Genomic DNA, 17,742 nt, shown 5'->3' with positions numbered 1-17,742 from the left:
AATGATAGAAATAAGTCATTTTTATTACGAATTTTACATCTTTAACTATTCTTTCTTTTCACCAATCACTGATATAGATTGTACATCTTCGCCAATCATCACAATTTTTGGCGGCATATTCATATATTCTGGCATCCATTGAACTAAACCATATGCATATTGGAATAACATTGGATATTGCATTCCTTCAATGGGTACATAACCTTTCATACGATAAACTGTCGGCGGAAGTCCCCTAACCCATTCTTCAAATTCTTCTTGAGTAAAGCCTTTTTGAAATTCAATCACTCGAGAACTTAAATGCAAATGTCTGCCGATTTGAGCCGGTTCTATTTCTTTATTTAATGCTGTAGCTTGCATGTTTTTCAGTAATTTCAAAGGAACTCGTCCATTTGTTGTTTGCAATATAAACGCATTGGGATTAAGTCCTTGCAATTCAAACACAACGTTTGCTTTTTCCGCTTCTGTTAATAAATCGCTCTTATTGGCAAGAATCAAATGAGCATGGCGAATTTGTTCCAAAAAGAGGCTTCTTGCTTGTGGAGTGAGCTGTTCACGCTCTAACCATCGTTTACTGTCTGCTACCGTGACAATCCCCTTAATATTTAACAGTTCAGCAAATAACGGAGAATATACGGCATCCAACGCTTCTACAGGATGTGCAGCTCCCGTTGTCTCAATAATCAGCACATCAAAATCTGCTTCGTAAAGCAATGTTTGAATTTGAGCTTCCGTTTTCTCTCCACCAGTACAACAAATACAACTGTCAAGTATTTCCTTTAACGGAACTTCATCATCCACTGCTTGAGAATCAAAAGGAATTTCCCCAAGTTCATTCATAATAACGGCTGGTTTATAGCCTTCTTCTTTCAATTGGCGTAAAACGTCCACCAACATGGAAGTTTTACCGCTTCCTAAAAATCCGCTAAATAAATAAACGTCTTTCACGTGATATTCCTCCATTCATAAGAGAAGAGCTGTCATTCAATGTTAAGAATGCAGCTCTTTTCATTGTAACCATTATTGAACTTGTAGCAATTCTTTTGCTTTTAAAATGTGTGGATCTTCTTTTTCAATTTTTTCACGTAATGCATCCATTAATTCATACGTTGTATCTCCTGAAATTTTACCTGTACGTTCTAGCCCTTTGTCCTTTTGGAACTGAAGTACTGCCGCTTCTGTTGCAGCATCAAAAGTAGTGTCGATAGTTCCAACGCTATATCCAAGGGCATCAAGCATTTGTTCCGCCGCTTTTACATAATTCGATACAACGCCTTTTTGTAATTCATTTTTAGGATCGACATAAGCAATACTCATATATTCAGGATAAGGCACTTCTACATCTGGTTTGATTCCTTTTTCATGAATCCAGTTCCCTTTTGGCGTTAACCATTTGCCCGTCGTATATTTTAAATTTGAACCATCTGGCATTTCAGTCACCGTTTGAACAGTCCCTTTTCCAAAAGAATTCAAACCAACAATTTTAGCATTAGCTGATTCTTTTAAAGCTCCTGCTAGTATCTCAGAAGCAGAAGCACTTCCGTTATCTATTAACACCACAATTGGAAATTTATATTTTTTTCCGCCTTCACTTAACACAACTTCTGGCTCACCTTTGCGCCCTTGTAATTGGACAATCGGTTTACCTTCTTCAATAAATAAGTTTGAAATTTCAATCGCAGCGTTTAAATATCCACCAGGATTTTGTCTTACATCTAATATGATGCTCTTCATACCTTCTGCTTCAAATTGTTCAAGAATCTTCAGTAATTCTTCATAAGTCTTATCACTGAAAGAAGTAATTTGAATATGAGCTATTTTGTCCTCTCCCATTTCACCATATACCGTTTCAATCGGTATTTCATCGCGAATAATTGTCATTTCAATTAATTCATCGGATTCTCCCCGCTTGATTGTTAAGTTGACAGGAGTTCCTTTTTGGCCGCGAATTAAGAGCACTGCTTCAGTAGCACTCATTCCTTGTAAACTTTGTCCATCTACAGATAATATAATATCTTCAGGTAATAGCCCTGCTTTTTCAGCTGGTGAATTTTTTATGGGCGAAACAACAACAATATTTCCATTTCGTTCTTGAATTTCTGCACCGATTCCTTGAAAACTCGATGAAAGATCAGAATTAAATTGTTCTGCTTCTTCTTTTTCCATGTAATCAGAATATGGATCGTCTAGTGCGTCAAACATACCATTAATGGCACCGTGAATAATTTTTTCATCATCTATTTCCGTATAATATTTTTCTTTTAGTTCATCATAGGCATCGTATAGCTGTGAAAATTCTTCTCTTTCAACTGGAACCGCTACTTCTACAACTTTTTCATCTCCAAAAGTTAATGCAAATATCGTTAATACTGATGTGAAAAGAATTGTTAAAAACATCATCATAATAAAAGTAAATGGTTTTAACCGAATAAATCTCGTAGCTGGTTTGACTTGTTCTTGTTGTATTTCTTTCTCTTGTTGATTTTGTTCTTCCATAGTTTCACCACTCTCATATACACTTTCTTTTACGATATTTCCATATTAACAGTTTCAAGCTTTTCCGAAAAGAAAAAGACTGTCAATATTTAATGACAGTCAACATATTTTTAGTTTCATTGAATTTATATGTGACAGCAATATCCAATATTTAAATTCTATATCAAAATGTTAATAAATATTTTTTAGATGGCTGATTCATTTTCTATTGCAGCTTCTAACGCCACTTGAATCATATCATTAAACGTTGTTTGCCTTTCTTCTGCAGTCGTCATTTCGCCTGTCAAAATATGATCTGAAACTGTCAATACGGAAAGGGCTTGTCTTCCGTACTTAGCAGCTAATGTGTAAAGGGCTGCTGTCTCCATTTCCACTGCTAAAACCCCATAACGCGCTAACTTTTCATTTTGATTTTCATCTGAATAAAACATATCAGCTGTAAAAACATTACCAACTTTCAAATTCAAACCAGCTTTCAATCCAGCGTTATAAGCTTTTAATAGCAAATCAAAATTAGCTGTAGGCGCAAAGTCAATTCCATTAAAAATAATTTCATTCATTTTGGAATCTGTGGAAGCGGATTGGGCTAAAATCACATCCCGCACTTTTACATCTTTTTGCAGAGCGCCACAAGTACCAACGCGAATTAATTTTTTTACTCCATAATCTTGCATTAATTCCGTAATATAAATAGAAATGGACGGAACCCCCATTCCCGTTCCTTGCACAGAAATTCTGTGACCTTTATACGTTCCTGTAAATCCAAACATGTTGCGCACTTCATTATAGCATGTCGCGTTTTCTAAAAATTTTTCTGCAATATATTTTGCTCGTAACGGATCTCCAGGAAGTAAGACAATATCTGCAATTTCTCCAGGTTTCGCATTAATATGAATACTCAATGGCTTCCCCTCATTTCAATGATTTCAAACTAAAATATACTTATTTTTCAAAAATTATGCAATGAATAATTTGTTACTCATTCACCATCATTTTTCATGCGATAAATTTCCCATAGTTCGTCAAAAGCATTCGTGGATAAATCATCATCTGCTAATGTTTCAATGTAACTGGACAGCTCTTCAAAAGAACGGCTAATTTTGGGAAAACTGTGATCTTGAAACATTTTCTCAGCAAACCGAGTTTTTGGATCCGATAAATCTCCTCCACGATAAGAAAGGACAAATTGATAAAAACTTTGACTCATTCAGTACCTCCCGCCTATCTAGTTAAATTTATGTAGGACTTTTTAACATTTTATAGTAGAATAGATTTGAAGATAGCAATACATGGAAACAGCATTTTTTAAAGGGGATGTTTACAAAAATGACCGTAAAAGTACAGAAAATGAATAATCAATCCACAAAAAAAGTTCAAGCAAAAGGGAAAAAACACCAAACGAAAAGTCCTACGAAAGGCCGTTTCTATCACACAATTCGTGGTCGAATTGTACTGACCTATGCAATACTCATTACAATTATCGTTATCATGCTTATTCTATCCTATATTAACATAACTAGACTACAACAAAACTTAAATCATTTTGCAGAAGTAAACTTAAAGGAACAAAGGGAAATCAATCAATTAGCAAATGACATTGCGAATTTGACGATTTTTGAACAAGCGTTTCTCATTTACGGGGATGAAGGAAACTTAAATAAATATAATACAACAAAGCAATTAATTGAAAATCAACTCAACGAACTTAGCAAAAACTTTGAACATCGCCCGGAAGAATTCCAGCTTGTCAGTTACATTCAACAATTTTTTCGCTCATATTTGTACGCATCTACAGGAATTATTGAAACAAGACAATATTACAGTTATGAACAAGCCGTTCGTTTAATGGAAAGAAGTGAAGGACCTGCCATTAAAAATAATATCGAAAAACATGCTGATGAGTTGTTGCATTTATTAGAAGACAAAAACGAAAAAACGATCAAAGAAATCGAAAAATTTGCAAAATTCTCGCGCATCGCCTTCATCTGTCTATCATCATTTTCATTGTTTATCGCTGTTTTCTTTAGTTATCTGTTATTCCGTTCTATTCGAATCAATACAGCGAAAATTAATCATTCCATTCTTGATATCGCCCATGCTGGAGGAGATTTAACGAGACGGGTGAAAGTAGCGACAAAAGATGAATTTGCTGAAATTGCCCACTCCACAAACTTGTTAATCGAATCAATTTCAAAATTAGTAAAAAAAGTGGCCAGCTTAGCTGAGCATGTTTCATCTAGTTCTCAAGAATTAATGGCATTAGCAGAAGAAAATGCAAAATCAATTGATGAAATTGCAAGTTCTACCCATGATATTGCAAATGATTCCAGCTCGACAATCGAACGAATGAATGAAGCTGCATTAAAAATGAAAGCACTTGAACAGTCAATGGTTGAATTAAATGATGAAGCATATGAAGTTCAAAAAGCAGCAAAAGAAATGCAATCAGCTGCTCAAAACGGCAGCCAATCAGTAAAAGATTCGACAAATGTCATTCATTTCATTGAAGACACGATGAAAAACACTACTTCAACAGTTGAAGCCCTAGGACAAAAATCAAAAGATATTACATCCATCATCTCAACGATAACAGCTATTGCAGAACAAACAGATTTGCTTGCTTTAAATGCAGCAATTGAAGCTGCTCGTGCTGGAGAACATGGAAAAGGTTTTGCAGTAGTAAGTAATGAAGTGAAGAAACTCGCCATCCAATCGCAAGAAGCAGCAAAAGAAGTGGCAAAAATTGTTCATTCTATTCAAGATGAAATTAATACGATTGTCATGCAAAATGCAAAAGGCGTAGAATCCATTTCTCGCGGTGTGGAAGTAACGAATGAAACAAATGAAGTATTAAATGGCATCCTATCTCAAACAAATAAGACAACACATATTATTATTTCGATGGTTGAAAAGATTAGTTCTACTTTAAAAATTGTCAATGACTTGACAACATCTTTCCAAGAAGTCAATGCTCTCAGTCAAAACACAAGCCTTGCAACGGAAAGATCGGCACATGCTGCGATGCAAGGTTCCGCTGCAATGGAGGAAATCAATGCCAGTGCAGTAGAACTTGCAAAACAGGCAGATGATTTAAGAAATCTAGTTAGCGAGTTTAAAATATAATAGGGACTTTTAACAAAAATAAAAAAATTCGCTATTTACCATGTAGATAGCGAATTTTTTTTATTTTTGGTTAGACTTTTCATAGATAGAGATAATTCTTTATAGAAAAAACTGATGTTATGGAAGAATACAGAAAAAGATGGGCGCATTCCTTTGAGTGAAGATTCGATTGATGTTCATGTAACGGTTGATAAATTGAAATCCGGAAGATCAATGTTCAAAGATACGCTTAAAGAGTATCCGTAAAGGCATCTTCTTTCTAAATGATGTCAAAAAAGTAGGGCTGTCCAGAAAGTCGAACACTTTCTGAACAGCCTTACTTCTTACTAGTAATATTCTCTTAAAAAACTTTGCTAATGCGGTGGTTACATCAAACGCGCCTCCTCGCCGCAATTTATCTGCGGCTAAGCATTTGCGACAGCCGCAATTTATCTGCGGCGAAAGCGATAGCGACAGCCGCAATTTATCTGCGGCGAAAGCGATAGCGACAGCCGCAAAGGGGGCGTCTCAAAATGACTTTTTTCAGACGCCCCCATTTTCTAATAAGTACATGTTTATTCCTCAAATAACTTCAAAAACTCTCCGTAGCCCTCTTCTTCCAATTTCTCTTTTGGAATAAAACGCAAAGCGGCAGAGTTGATGCAATAACGAAGCCCACCTAACGCTCTCGGCCCATCAGGAAATACATGACCTAAATGAGAATCTGCCGTTTTGCTGCGAACTTCGATGCGGCGCATACCGTGGGACAAATCCAATTTCTCAACGATTTCACTCGCATCAATAGGTTTTGCAAAACTTGGCCAACCGCAACCTGCATCAAACTTATCTTTGGAACTAAAAAGCGGCTTGCCTGATACGATATCCACATAAATACCTTCTTCAAAATGTTGGTCATATTCATTTTGATAAGGCGGTTCTGTACCATTTTGTTGCGTCACATAATATTGCATTGGTGTTAACTGTTTTAATCGTTCTTCTTTATTCATTCATATCCCCCCAATGTTGTTTAATAAATTGAGCTCTACCAGATCCGATAAAATACCGTTCATAATGTTGCGGGTTTTTCTTGTAATAATCTTGATGATATTCTTCAGCTGGATAAAATGGTTTTGCTGGAAGAATTTTTACGACAATCGGTTTATCAAACTTTCCCGACTCTTCTAGACGCTTTTTAGATTGTTCTGCAATTTTTCGCTGCTCTTCATTATGATAAAAAATAGCCGTTGTATAAGACTCCCCACGATCAAAAAATTGTCCTCCCGGATCAGTCGGATCAATTAATGTCCAATAAATCTCCACTAATTTTTCATATGGAAAAACTGCTGGATCAAAGGTAATTTGTATTGCTTCTACATGACCCGTTGTCCCGGAACAAACTTGTTGGTATGTGGGATTTACCACATGGCCCCCTGTATATCCCGATACAACTTTTTCAATCCCTTTTAGTTGATCAAATGGCTTGACTAAACACCAAAAGCATCCTCCAGCAAATGTGGCTAGTTCCGTTGGCATTTTGTTCACTCCTATTCATTTGGAATCACGATTTCTAATAGTATTCGATTATTTTTCAAATCAATTTCTTTTGCTTTCACCCTTGCACCAGAAGATAGCGATAAGTTTGATAAATCCACAAATATTTCTTGTGAATCAGGTCGTATAATCATCCATTCAGGAAAATCAATGGCTTCATTCATTAACTTCAATACCATCGAAGAAGGGAGATTTAAACTCCCTACATTCACTTCTGATTGAACTAAATGAATATTGCCATGTTCATTGACAACTGGATCGAATTTCATGGAAACAGGTACAGTAATCCCAAATGCAATAATCTCACTGGAAATCTGAATAGCATCATTTATCTCTAAATCCACCGGTAATGACGAATTTTTTAATTCTTGCGCTAAATATTTAATGGCCATTTTTTCAAAATCTTCCGCTGTCGTTTCAACATAAATGACACTATCTGTAGGTTTTAGAGACGTTTCTTTAGGGGAAGGAATTGCTGTTTCCACAGATGAAGTCGCCCAGTAAATAACGAATGCCAATAATAATACAATGGAACCTGATAAAATAAAAAAGGCGACTTTCCAAACATTCATTTATCTGACACTCCTATTCAATCTTACAAATGATTCTATCAGCACTAATCTTTTAGTATGCATCATACTCTATTAAATATACATGCATTTGTAATCTTTATTATAAGTTGATTGGAAAATTTAATAAAAGAATACGCTTGTAAACATAAAAAAAGTGTCTACTCCCTTCGACAGGTTGTTGACACTTCGATTCCAATATTTAGTTATTCTGCAAAAAACACTAATGCAATGGCTCCTCGACCGACGTGAGCACTAACGATTGGAGACGTAACCGTTACTTCAATATCACAAAATCCCGATTGTTCAATCAGTTCTTTTAACGGTGCTCCTACATTTTCCATCCCACCTGCATGAGAGATGCAGATCGATTTTACCTGTTTCCCTGTGATATGTTTTGTATACTCTTTAAACATATATTTTACCACTTGACTATAACTTCTTACTTTGGCAACAGGTAGATACTCACCTTGTTCTAGTATAGCAATAGGTTTAATGTTCAATAATGAGCCTAATAGCGCTTTTCCCTTCCCTATTCGGCCACCTTTGACTAGATTCGTTAGCGTATCTAAATAAATATACATTTTAGTATTGGCGCGAACTTCTTTCAACCTTTCGATGATGTCATGGACAGAAGCTCCAACTTCTCTCATCCGCACCGCTTCCCGCACTTGGATTGCTAATGCAGAGGCGATGAATTGTGAATCAAATATGGTTACCTTTGCATTGGCGATTTGTGCTCCTTGTTGAGCTGAGCTTAATGTGCCGCTTAAATTGCCAGCAACGTGTATTGAAATGATTTCATCGCCATCTTTTCCTAATTTTTCATAAATCTCTGCAAATTGGCCTGGCGCTGGCTGTGAACTTTTCGGTAATTCCTTTGCTTGATCCATCATGTCTAAAAATGGTTCAGGATGAATCTCCACCCCATCAACGTATGTTTTTCCATCAATGTGCACCGTCAGAGGAACAATATGGATATCTTTTTCTAACGCCTCTTCTTTTGAAATATCACTTGATGAATCCGTCACAATATGAATCTTTCCCACTTGCACACTTCCTCTAGCTAATTTGAATTATTATATAAAGTGATGATCCCGGTTGTAAAGATGACAACTGTCATAACTTTCATGGGTATTTGAAATATGTGACAAATGATAGTGTTGTATTGAAATGTATTCATGTAACCTATTCATTATTAGGAGAGTGATAAGATGAACAATATCCATCAAATTGATTACAAAAATTGGAAAGAAGAATTTTGGAATGCCATCACTCACGGAATTGGATTACTTTTAAGTATTCCTGCTTGTGTTTTGTTAATATTATTGGCTGTGCATAATGAAAGCGTCGTACAAATTATTTCCTACTCCGTCTTTGGTGCATCGTTAATTGTGTTATTTTGTATGTCCACTTTATTACATAGCATGCCGGAAAAATATAAAAAGTTTTTCTCCATTCTCGATCATTCCTCGATCTATGTATTAATTGCAGGAACGTATACTCCGTTTTTGTTGATTGCTGTAAACGGAACACTTGGACTTGTACTATTATGTATTATTTGGTCCATTGCCTTGTTTGGAATTGTGTTTAAATGCTTGTTTATTCACCAATTTGAAACTTTTTCTTTAATATTATATTTGGCAATGGGATGGCTTATTATGTTTGCTATTAAACCGCTCTATGCATTTTTACAGTTAGAAGGTTTTATTGTACTTCTTGCCGGAGGATTGTTTTTCACAATAGGTTCCATTTTTTATGCTTGGAGAAAACTTCCTTATAATCACGCAATTTGGCATTTATTTGTCATCGCAGGATGTACGTGTATGGTGGTTTGTGTGGCGGTTTATTTGTAACAAAAAGATGATGAGGCGGATAATAGTCAATTCAAATGAGATATCCGTCAAATGAATCCATCTAATAGCAAATTCACTAAAATGAGACTGCAATGAACAGATATTAACCAAATCCGCTATGATAATAGTCAATTCAAAACAGATATTAGCCAAATAGATCCATTTAATAGCCAACCATTAAAAATGCGATGGTTATGAAGCAGATATTAGTCAAAGTCGTCTCGATAATAGTCATTTTAAATCAGATATTGGCCAAATGAATCCTTTTAATTGCCATTTAACTTAAAGAAAGTGCATTCCAAACTTTAATGGAAAATAGTCAAATAATGGCCATTCTTCAAAAAGAAAAAAGTGCGAAATAGTTCGCACTTTATTCCATTATCAAACTGGACTTACTCCATGTTTACGCTCTGAGAATACGAGATATTTTGAAGAATAAGCATGAAGTCTTGCAGTCAACACTTGACGCAACTCATTTGGCTCGATGACATCGTCCACGATTAATTCTGAAGCTAACTTATAAATGTCGATTTCTTCACGATATTCATTTCGTTTTTCTTCAATAAATGCTTGTTGTTCTTCTTTTGGCAGTTGAGCTATCTTATTCGCATAAACCGCATTCACTGCCGCTTCAGGTCCCATAACTGCAATTTGCGCTGTTGTTAATGCAATCACACAATCAGGTTCAAAAGCAGGACCTGCCATTGCATATAATCCAGCACCGTATGCTTTTCTCACAATGATTGTAATTTTTGGAACTGTCGCTTCACTCATCGCAAAAATCATTTTTGCTCCATGGCGAATGATTCCTTGTCTTTCCACTTGAGTACCAATCATAAATCCTGGTACGTCCGCCAAGAAGATTAATGGAATATGGAAAGCATCACATAGGTTGATGAATTTAGCCGCTTTATCAGCAGAATCGTGGAATAATACTCCGCCTTTGACTCTCGGTTGGTTCGCTACAATTCCAACCGCTTGTCCATCAATCCGCGCAAAACCAGTAATGAGTTCTGCTGCAAACAGCTTTTTCACTTCACAGAACGAACCTTCATCAATGATTCGATCAATTAAATCATACATATTGAAAGGTACGTTTTGATTTTTTGGAATGATCTCCTCAATTGTTTTTTCGAATTGAGCTGGCAATTTTGGTGCTTGTACTGGAGGTTTTTCGCGATAATTATTTGGGAAGTAGCTTAAATATTTTCTTGCGTATTCAATCGCTTCTTGTTCCGTCTTTGCAAGAACGTCTCCACAACCAGATACAGAGCAATGCATTTTTGCTCCGCCCATTGTTTCTAAATCTACTTTCTCACCAATTACCATTTCAGCCATTCGAGGAGAACCTAAATACATGGATGCATTACCATCCACCATGATGACCACATCACAGAATGCCGGAATGTAGGCGCCACCTGCTGCAGATGGACCAAATAATAAACATACTTGAGGTACTTTACCCGATAGCTTTACTTGGTTATAAAAAATGCGCCCCGCTCCTCTTCTTCCTGGGAACATTTCCACTTGGTCAGTAATACGAGCTCCTGCAGAGTCAACTAAATAAATGATTGGACAAGCTAGTTTCTCAGCAGTTTCTTGAATGCGCAAGATTTTTTCAACTGTTCTTTTACCCCATGATCCTGCTTTTACCGTTGAATCATTGGCCATAAAACAAACTGTTTGTCCATGGATTTTGCCTATCCCAGTTACAACTCCATCTGCCGGCAAATCTCCCGCCATTACGTTTGCAAATATGCCATCTTCAATTAATACATCCTCATCAAAAAGCAATTTAAGTCGATCGCGTACAAATAATTTCCCTTGCTCTTTATTTTTTTGATGGTATTTCTCATGTCCACCTTTTTTAATTTCTTCTATTAAATCTGCGTGGGATTTTTTTGTTACCGTATCACCCATGAATGAATCCTCCTTTGGCTCTGAAAGCGTAAATTAAGTTATCTTCCTACATATTGAGGTTGTCTTTTTTCTTGGAATGCTACTAAACCTTCCATACGGTCTTCAGTGTATAGCAACTCGTTATATGCAAGTTCTTCGATTTTTAATCCCGTTGTTAAATCGACTTCAATCCCTTTATTAATGGCAATCTTTGCTTGAATAAGTGATAACGGTGCATTTTTGGCAATTTCTCTAGCCAGTTCTGTCGCTCTTTTTAGTAAATCTTCTTTTTCAACGACTTCGTTGATGAGATTGATTTCAAGGGCTTCGCTTGCTGTAATTCTTCTTGCTGTATAAATTAATTCTTTCGCCTTTCCAAGACCAATTAAACGAGGTAAACGCTGCGTACCACCAGCACCTGGAATAATGCCTAAGGAAACTTCCGTTAAGCCCATTTTTGCCTCACTGCTGGCAATGCGAAGATCGCACGCTAGAGCTAATTCCAATCCGCCGCCGAAAGCAACGCCGTTTAAAACAGCGATGACTGGTTGTGGCAGAGCTTCTACTCGATTGACCGTACTGCCAATGAGTCTTACTGTTTCACGAACTTGTTGTTCGTTCATATTTTTGCGCTCTTTTAAGTCTGCCCCAGCGCAAAAGGCTTTATCACCACTGCCGGTAATTAATACAACACGAATTTCTCGATTTTTAGCAACCTCATCCAAACATTCATTGAGGTCCGTCAATAATTGAATGGACATCGCGTTTGCTGCTTCTGGCCTATTTAACGTAATGAGACCAATGCCCTTTTCGATTTCGTTAAACTGTACGAGCGTTGTCAACGTTAGCGCTCCTTTCATTTCTTGCAATTTCCATTTGCTTTGAAACTAATTTCTTACCAATTTTTTCTTCAATGAAAAATGCTGATTCGATCAGTGCTTCTTGATTAACGCCAGTTTCGATGTTCATGGCAGAAAGCATGTATAATAAATCCTCAGTGGAAACATTTCCTGATGCTCCTTTTGCATATGGACATCCACCAAGCCCACCAGTTGAACTATCGAATGTCGTAATACCCATTTCTAAAGATTTCACTACATTTGCGAGAGCCGTACCTCTCGTATCATGGAAATGCATGGCAAATAGATTTGATGGGAAGTGTTTTAATAATGTAGAAAGTAAACTTTCCACTTGCGTTGGAACCCCGACGCCAATTGTATCTCCTAATGAAATTTCATAAACTCCCATTTCCGCTAATCGGTCCACTACTTTTAACACCTGTTCTGGTGAAACAGGTCCATCATAAGGACAAGCAATCACCGTTGAAACGTATCCGCGCACTTTTACATTTGCTTTTAACGCTTCATCCACAACTTCTTTTAATACAGGAAACGTCTCATCAATCGTTTTATTAATATTGCTTTTATTATGGCCTTCACTAGCGGACATAAACACACTGACTTCATTTACGTTGCAAGTTAAAGCCCTCTCAAGCCCGCGAATATTCGGAACTAAGGCAGCATACGTTACTCCCTTTTCTCGATTGATTGACTTTAATACTTGCTCACTGTCAGCTAATTGTGGAATCCACTTCGGATGAACGAAGGAGGATACTTCAATATAGTCTAATCCTGTTTTACTTAATAAGTTGATCCAATCCACTTTGTCTTGTGTCTCAATGAACTTGGATTCATTTTGCAATCCATCTCTTGGACCAACTTCTTTAATTGTCACTTTCGTTGGAAGATGCATCCTTTTCACCCTATTCGATTTCTAAAATGTCATCATCTATGTTAATAAAATCGCCTTCTTGAACAAAGATTTTTTTCACAACTCCTGCTGCTTCAGAAGCAATCGGAATTTCCATTTTCATTGATTCTAAAATTACAACATCTTGTCCTTCTTGTACTTGTTCCCCTTCAGATACAACAATTTTCCAAACTGTTCCTGCCATATTTGCTTTTACTACTGTCATCATAATCCCTCCAAATATTATTACTAACGAAATGAAAAAATATTGAATAGCTGTTCAATGATGGAAAGAAAAGCTATTATCATTGAACAGCTTAAATTTACTTACTTAACCTGAAATTCAGGTAGATAATATTCATCTACAAAACTTGTAGTAATATTACCTTTTCTAAATTCTTCGTGACTTGCAATTTTCATAAGCATTGGAATATTTGTCTTAATTCCTTCTAGTTTGTATTGTTTCAATGCTTCAACTAAACGTTCACATGCTTTTTCGCGCGTCTCACCGAAACAAATCAATTTGCCAATCATCGGGTCATAGAATGGCGTAACCGCTGATCCTGATTCAACAGCACAATCGTTTCGAATTCCTTCCCCTTCAGGCAATTCCAGTAAAGTAATTGTCCCCGGTGAAGGATAAAACGTTACTGGATCTTCGGCATAAATTCGCGCTTCAATCGCATGTCCTTTCATCTTGATTGAATCTTTCGAAATCTCCAACGGCAACCCTTCTGCAACCCGAATTTGTTGTTCTACAAGGTCAATTCCCGTAATTTCTTCCGTTACAGGATGTTCCACTTGCAATCGAGTATTCATTTCTAAGAAATAGAAATTTTCTTTGTCATCTACTAAAAACTCAAAAGTTCCAGCATTAGTATAGCCAATATACTTCGCTGCCTGAACAGCTGCTTCTAACATTTTTTCTCGCGTTGCATCTGAAATTGTTGGAGATGGTGCTTCCTCAATCACTTTTTGATTTCGACGTTGGATTGAACATTCTCGTTCAAAAAGCGGTACTACATTTCCATGTACATCGGCGATAATTTGCACTTCTACGTGGTGAGGATTTTCAATGTATTTTTCAATATACATCGTGCCGTCACCAAAATAAGACTGTGCTCGCTTTTTATTGCCTTCAAAGGCTTTTGAAAGTTCATCGCTATTATTAATTCGTTGCATGCCGATGCCACCGCCGCCGCTAGAAGCTTTTAACATTAACGGATAGCCAATTTGATCTGCTATTTTGACTGCTTCTTCTACGTTTTCAATAGCAACGTCTACCCCTTCGATAATTGGTACCCCTGCTTCTTTCATTTTAATCCTTGCTTCTAACTTACTTCCCATTGCAGCGATTACGTCATGTTTCGGTCCGATAAAAACAATGCCTTCTTCTTCACATCGTTTTGCAAAATTGGGATTTTCAGAAAGTAAGCCATAACCGGGATGAATCGCATCGACATTTGCATTTTTAGCAACTTCTATTATTTTTTCAATATTTAAATAACTTAAAGAAACAGGGGGTTTACCAATTTCATACGCTTCGTCGGCTTCTCGAACGAATAGGGATTCACGATCTGCCTCCGAATAGACCGCTACTGTACGAATATTCAATTTTTTGCAGGTACGAATAATTCTTCTAGCAATTTCTCCGCGGTTTGCAATTAATATTTTCTTAAACATCGGCATACTTCTCCTTCCTACTAGTGTACAAGTTTTGCAGTAAATTGTTCTCTCAACTTATATTTTTGAATTTTTCCTGATGCTGTCATTGGATATTGGTCTACGAAGAAGATATATCTAGGAATTTTATGTTTAGAAATTTTTCCATTGCAAAACTCGCGAATTTCATCTTCCGTTGCTGTTTCACCTTTCTTTAAGATGATAAATGCAGCCACTTCTTCTCCATACTTTTCATCTGGCACACCAACGATTTGTACGTCATAAATTTTTGGATTTTTATATAAAAACTCTTCAATTTCACGAGGATAAATATTTTCTCCACCGCGAATAATCATATCTTTCAAACGGCCTGTAATTCGCACATAGCCGTTTTCATCCATTGTAGCAAGGTCCCCTGTGTGAAGCCAGTTATCTTCATCAATGGCTTCTTTTGTGGCATCTGGATTATTATAGTAACCTTTCATCACGTGATAGCCACGCGTACAAAGTTCACCTTGCGTATTAGGCGGCACTTCTTTACCAGTAGTTGGATCAATGATTTTTACTTCCACATTCGGTAAAGCTCGCCCTACTGTACCCACTTTTAAATCAAATGGATCGTCTGCGCGTGTTTGTGTAATTACTGGTGAAGATTCAGTCTGTCCATAGCAAATCGTAATATCTTTCATATTCATTTTTTGAATAACAGCTTTCATTACTTCTTCAGGACAGTTGGAACCAGCCATTACACCTGTACGTAGTGATGATAAATCAAATTCATCAAAATTAGGTAAATTCAATTCACTAATAAACATCGTTGGTACACCGTGTAAGGCAGTACATTTTTCTTTCTCCACCGTTTTTAAAACTTCCACTGGATTATATTCTTGAATCGGCACCATCGTACCGCCAACGCTTACAATGGCCAATGTTCCAATGACGCATCCGAAACAGTGGAAGAACGGAACTGGAATACATAGGCGATCTTCATTAGTCAGCTTCATACTTTCTGCAATATTAATGGCATTGTTTACGATATTGTAATGTGTTAACATAACACCTTTCGGGAATCCTGTTGTTCCGGAAGTATACTGTAAATTAATGACATCATCATAGTGAAGAGAAGCTTTTCTTTGTTCTAATTCTTCATCCGACACTTGATCTGCCAGTTTAATGACGTCACTCCAGTTGTATACTCCGTCGAATTGGTTTTCGCTTATAATAATGACATTTTTTAACATCGGCAAACGTTTTGAATTCAACTTGCCTGGTTTGGAAGTTTTCAACTCAGGGCAGATTTCATAAACCGTATCAATAAAGCGGTGATCTTTGTATTGCTCGATTAAAATCAATGTTTTGGAATCGGATTGCTTTAATAAATATTCAAGTTCTGCAGTTCGGTAATTTGTATTGACCGTTACGAGCGGAGCACCCATTTTGCCAGTAGCAAATTGTAATGCTACCCACTCTGGTACGTTTGTTGTCCAAACGGCGATATGATCACCCTTTTCAATTCCAAGGGCCATGAGTGCTTTCGCTACTTGATCAGACCAAGCATCAAATTCTTTATACGTTAATCGTAAGTCTCGGTCTGAATAGACAACTGCCTCCTTATTAGGATATTTCTCCGCTTGCTCCTCCAACAATTGACCAATAGTTTTATAAACAAGATCAGCCATTCAGTTCCTCCTTCAAATTTTTTTAGCAACCTATTAATCTAGATATTACTAATCTTTGAACTTCAGAAGTTCCTTCACCAATTTCCATTAATTTAATGTCACGTAAATGTCTTTCCACATCGTATTCTTTCATGTAACCATAGCCACCGTGAATTTGAATCGCTTGGTTACATACTCTAAAGCCCATTTCCGATGCGAAAAGTTTTGCCATTGCTGCCTCCTTTCCAAATGGTTTATTGTTGTCTTTCAACCATGCTGCCTTATATACCATGTTGCGAGCTAATTCTATTTCCATTGCCATGTCAGCTAATTTAAACTGAATGGCTTGGAATTTAGAAATCGGTTGGCCAAATTGATATCTTTCTTTTGCATATTTCAACGCTTTTTCATAAGCGGCTTGAGCAATCCCTACAGAAAGAGCTGCAATGGAAATTCGTCCACCATCTAATGTTTGTAAGAATTGGCTAAATCCTCGTTTCGGATCACCTAACACGTTTTCTTTTGGTACACGAACATTTTCTAATACAATCTCACAAGTGTTAGATGCACGAACACCCATTTTGTCATAATCGCAACGAATTTTTACGCCAGGAGCATCAGTAGGAACAATAAGAGATGTGATGATTTTCTTTCCATCTTCTCTTTTACCTGTTACAGCTGTTACAATTACTTGTCTAGCGTATCCAGCATTCGTAATCCATTGCTTTTCACCGTTGATGATATATTCATCACCAACTAGTTCAGCTTTCGTTTGAGTACCACCTGCGTCAGATCCAGCATTTGGTTCTGTTAAACCAAAGGAACCAAGTGTTTCTCCTTTCGCCATTGGAACAAGCCATTTTTGCTTTTGCTCTTCTGTTCCGAAATAATAAATAGGAGATGCACCCAAACTGATGGCAGCAGCGTAACTTAGTCCTGTACCGCCACAAGCTTTTCCGATTTCTTCAACCGCAATCGCGTAAGAAATCGTGTCTCCTCCTGAACCGCCGTATTCTTCCGGGAACGGAATACCTAGTAGTCCAAGTTCACCCATTTTCTTAAATGTTTCAATTGGGAATGTGGAATTTTCATCATGTTCTCTTGCATACGGTTTAATTTCTTTTTCTGCAAAATCTCTTACCATTTCTTGAATCATTAATTGTTCTTTTGTTAATTCGAAATTCATGAACATTTCCCCCT

At 36.9% G+C, this 17,742-nt stretch carries 18 protein-coding genes; 3 read left to right on the top strand and 15 right to left on the bottom strand.

Annotated features, from left to right (window positions below; all coding sequences use genetic code 11):
* Positions 1 to 45: 45 nt before the first annotated feature.
* The 4 genes from UtA1_RS10245 to UtA1_RS10230 all read right to left on the bottom strand — a co-directional run bounded on the left by UtA1_RS10245 (position 46) and on the right by UtA1_RS10230 (position 3,703).
* Positions 46 to 948: a CobW family GTP-binding protein gene (locus UtA1_RS10245; RefSeq protein ID WP_096550931.1), complete on the bottom strand. Its 903-nt coding sequence runs from the start codon at positions 946 to 948 to the stop codon at positions 46 to 48.
* Between the two features lie 72 nt (positions 949 to 1,020).
* Positions 1,021 to 2,496, bottom strand: a complete 1,476-nt coding sequence (locus tag UtA1_RS10240) for a lmo1851 family serine protease (RefSeq protein ID WP_016839357.1) — start codon at positions 2,494 to 2,496, stop codon at positions 1,021 to 1,023.
* Positions 2,497 to 2,681: 185 nt separating this feature from the next.
* Positions 2,682 to 3,398, bottom strand: a complete 717-nt coding sequence (gene deoD, locus UtA1_RS10235; protein WP_016839356.1) for a purine-nucleoside phosphorylase — start codon at positions 3,396 to 3,398, stop codon at positions 2,682 to 2,684.
* A gap of 77 nt (positions 3,399 to 3,475) precedes the next feature.
* Positions 3,476 to 3,703, bottom strand: a complete 228-nt coding sequence (locus UtA1_RS10230; protein ID WP_016839355.1) for a YozE family protein — start codon at positions 3,701 to 3,703, stop codon at positions 3,476 to 3,478.
* 119 nt (positions 3,704 to 3,822) lie between these two features.
* Here UtA1_RS10230 and UtA1_RS10225 point away from each other — a divergent pair, with 119 nt between their 5' ends.
* Both UtA1_RS10225 and UtA1_RS17825 read left to right on the top strand, forming a co-directional pair.
* Positions 3,823 to 5,619: a methyl-accepting chemotaxis protein gene (locus UtA1_RS10225; protein WP_096550930.1), complete on the top strand. Its 1,797-nt coding sequence runs from the start codon at positions 3,823 to 3,825 to the stop codon at positions 5,617 to 5,619.
* A gap of 114 nt (positions 5,620 to 5,733) precedes the next feature.
* A complete protein-coding gene (locus UtA1_RS17825; RefSeq protein WP_269471044.1) occupies positions 5,734 to 5,865 on the top strand; it encodes a hypothetical protein in 132 nt (43 codons plus the stop codon).
* A 308-nt stretch (positions 5,866 to 6,173) separates the two neighbouring features.
* Here UtA1_RS17825 and msrB read toward each other — a convergent pair whose 3' ends face one another.
* The 4 genes from msrB to UtA1_RS10205 all read right to left on the bottom strand — a co-directional run bounded on the left by msrB (position 6,174) and on the right by UtA1_RS10205 (position 8,767).
* The gene (gene msrB / locus UtA1_RS10220) at positions 6,174 to 6,605 is read right to left on the bottom strand and encodes a peptide-methionine (R)-S-oxide reductase MsrB (protein WP_096550929.1); all 432 of its coding nucleotides are present in this window, start codon (positions 6,603 to 6,605) and stop codon (positions 6,174 to 6,176) included.
* Complete coding sequence (msrA, locus tag UtA1_RS10215; protein ID WP_096550928.1) at positions 6,598 to 7,131, bottom strand: peptide-methionine (S)-S-oxide reductase MsrA; 534 nt, start codon at positions 7,129 to 7,131, stop codon at positions 6,598 to 6,600. The genes msrB and msrA overlap by 8 nt, the downstream gene beginning before the upstream one ends.
* Positions 7,132 to 7,142: 11 nt before the next feature.
* A complete protein-coding gene (locus UtA1_RS10210; RefSeq protein ID WP_096550927.1) occupies positions 7,143 to 7,721 on the bottom strand; it encodes a YpmS family protein in 579 nt (192 codons plus the stop codon).
* Between the two features lie 203 nt (positions 7,722 to 7,924).
* Positions 7,925 to 8,767 carry a DegV family protein gene (locus UtA1_RS10205; RefSeq protein ID WP_096550926.1) on the bottom strand — a complete coding sequence of 281 codons (843 nt, stop codon included), beginning with the start codon at positions 8,765 to 8,767 and terminating at the stop codon, positions 7,925 to 7,927.
* A gap of 165 nt (positions 8,768 to 8,932) precedes the next feature.
* Between UtA1_RS10205 and trhA the strand changes: the two genes are divergently transcribed.
* On the top strand, positions 8,933 to 9,574 hold the full coding sequence (gene trhA / locus UtA1_RS10200) for a PAQR family membrane homeostasis protein TrhA (protein ID WP_016839346.1): 642 nt from the start codon (positions 8,933 to 8,935) through the stop codon (positions 9,572 to 9,574).
* 381 nt (positions 9,575 to 9,955) lie between these two features.
* Here the strand turns inward: trhA and UtA1_RS10195 are convergent, their stop codons facing one another.
* The 7 genes from UtA1_RS10195 to UtA1_RS10165 all read right to left on the bottom strand — a co-directional run bounded on the left by UtA1_RS10195 (position 9,956) and on the right by UtA1_RS10165 (position 17,728).
* The gene (locus UtA1_RS10195; RefSeq protein ID WP_096550925.1) at positions 9,956 to 11,494 is read right to left on the bottom strand and encodes an acyl-CoA carboxylase subunit beta; all 1,539 of its coding nucleotides are present in this window, start codon (positions 11,492 to 11,494) and stop codon (positions 9,956 to 9,958) included.
* Between the two features lie 38 nt (positions 11,495 to 11,532).
* On the bottom strand, positions 11,533 to 12,315 hold the full coding sequence (locus UtA1_RS10190; RefSeq protein WP_016839344.1) for an enoyl-CoA hydratase: 783 nt from the start codon (positions 12,313 to 12,315) through the stop codon (positions 11,533 to 11,535).
* On the bottom strand, positions 12,293 to 13,225 hold the full coding sequence (locus UtA1_RS10185) for a hydroxymethylglutaryl-CoA lyase (protein ID WP_016839343.1): 933 nt from the start codon (positions 13,223 to 13,225) through the stop codon (positions 12,293 to 12,295). The genes UtA1_RS10190 and UtA1_RS10185 overlap by 23 nt, the downstream gene beginning before the upstream one ends.
* 10 nt (positions 13,226 to 13,235) lie before the next feature.
* Positions 13,236 to 13,448, bottom strand: coding sequence for an acetyl-CoA carboxylase biotin carboxyl carrier protein subunit (locus tag UtA1_RS10180; protein ID WP_096550924.1), 213 nt, complete (start codon positions 13,446 to 13,448; stop codon positions 13,236 to 13,238).
* Positions 13,449 to 13,549: 101 nt separating this feature from the next.
* A complete protein-coding gene (locus tag UtA1_RS10175) occupies positions 13,550 to 14,905 on the bottom strand; it encodes an acetyl-CoA carboxylase biotin carboxylase subunit (protein WP_096552488.1) in 1,356 nt (451 codons plus the stop codon).
* A 20-nt stretch (positions 14,906 to 14,925) separates the two neighbouring features.
* The gene (locus tag UtA1_RS10170; RefSeq protein WP_096550923.1) at positions 14,926 to 16,563 is read right to left on the bottom strand and encodes an AMP-binding protein; all 1,638 of its coding nucleotides are present in this window, start codon (positions 16,561 to 16,563) and stop codon (positions 14,926 to 14,928) included.
* A gap of 22 nt (positions 16,564 to 16,585) precedes the next feature.
* Positions 16,586 to 17,728 (bottom strand): acyl-CoA dehydrogenase, encoded by a 1,143-nt coding sequence (locus UtA1_RS10165; RefSeq protein ID WP_016839339.1) that lies wholly within the window; start codon positions 17,726 to 17,728, stop codon positions 16,586 to 16,588.
* Between the last annotated feature and the right edge of the window lie 14 nt (positions 17,729 to 17,742).

Source organism: Ureibacillus thermosphaericus (genome assembly GCF_002370195.2).
In the GTDB taxonomy this organism is placed as follows: Bacteria; Bacillota; Bacilli; order Bacillales_A; family Planococcaceae; genus Ureibacillus; species Ureibacillus thermosphaericus.
Note: the sequence above shows the minus strand (reverse complement) of the source record. Positions and strands in the feature narration are given on the sequence as shown.

Coding starts and splice junctions, on each gene's coding strand:
- UtA1_RS10240 (WP_016839357.1), bottom strand. CDS start 2,496: ATGGAAGAACAAAATCAACAAGAGAAAGAAATACAACAAGAACAAGTC.
- UtA1_RS10230 (WP_016839355.1), bottom strand. CDS start 3,703: ATGAGTCAAAGTTTTTATCAATTTGTCCTTTCTTATCGTGGAGGAGAT.
- UtA1_RS10225 (WP_096550930.1), top strand. CDS start 3,823: ATGACCGTAAAAGTACAGAAAATGAATAATCAATCCACAAAAAAAGTT.
- UtA1_RS17825 (WP_269471044.1), top strand. CDS start 5,734: ATGTTATGGAAGAATACAGAAAAAGATGGGCGCATTCCTTTGAGTGAA.
- msrB (WP_096550929.1), bottom strand. CDS start 6,605: ATGAATAAAGAAGAACGATTAAAACAGTTAACACCAATGCAATATTAT.
- msrA (WP_096550928.1), bottom strand. CDS start 7,131: ATGCCAACGGAACTAGCCACATTTGCTGGAGGATGCTTTTGGTGTTTA.
- UtA1_RS10210 (WP_096550927.1), bottom strand. CDS start 7,721: ATGAATGTTTGGAAAGTCGCCTTTTTTATTTTATCAGGTTCCATTGTA.
- trhA (WP_016839346.1), top strand. CDS start 8,933: ATGAACAATATCCATCAAATTGATTACAAAAATTGGAAAGAAGAATTT.
- UtA1_RS10195 (WP_096550925.1), bottom strand. CDS start 11,494: ATGGGTGATACGGTAACAAAAAAATCCCACGCAGATTTAATAGAAGAA.
- UtA1_RS10185 (WP_016839343.1), bottom strand. CDS start 13,225: ATGCATCTTCCAACGAAAGTGACAATTAAAGAAGTTGGTCCAAGAGAT.
- UtA1_RS10180 (WP_096550924.1), bottom strand. CDS start 13,448: ATGACAGTAGTAAAAGCAAATATGGCAGGAACAGTTTGGAAAATTGTT.
- UtA1_RS10175 (WP_096552488.1), bottom strand. CDS start 14,905: ATGTTTAAGAAAATATTAATTGCAAACCGCGGAGAAATTGCTAGAAGA.
- UtA1_RS10170 (WP_096550923.1), bottom strand. CDS start 16,563: ATGGCTGATCTTGTTTATAAAACTATTGGTCAATTGTTGGAGGAGCAA.
- UtA1_RS10165 (WP_016839339.1), bottom strand. CDS start 17,728: ATGAATTTCGAATTAACAAAAGAACAATTAATGATTCAAGAAATGGTA.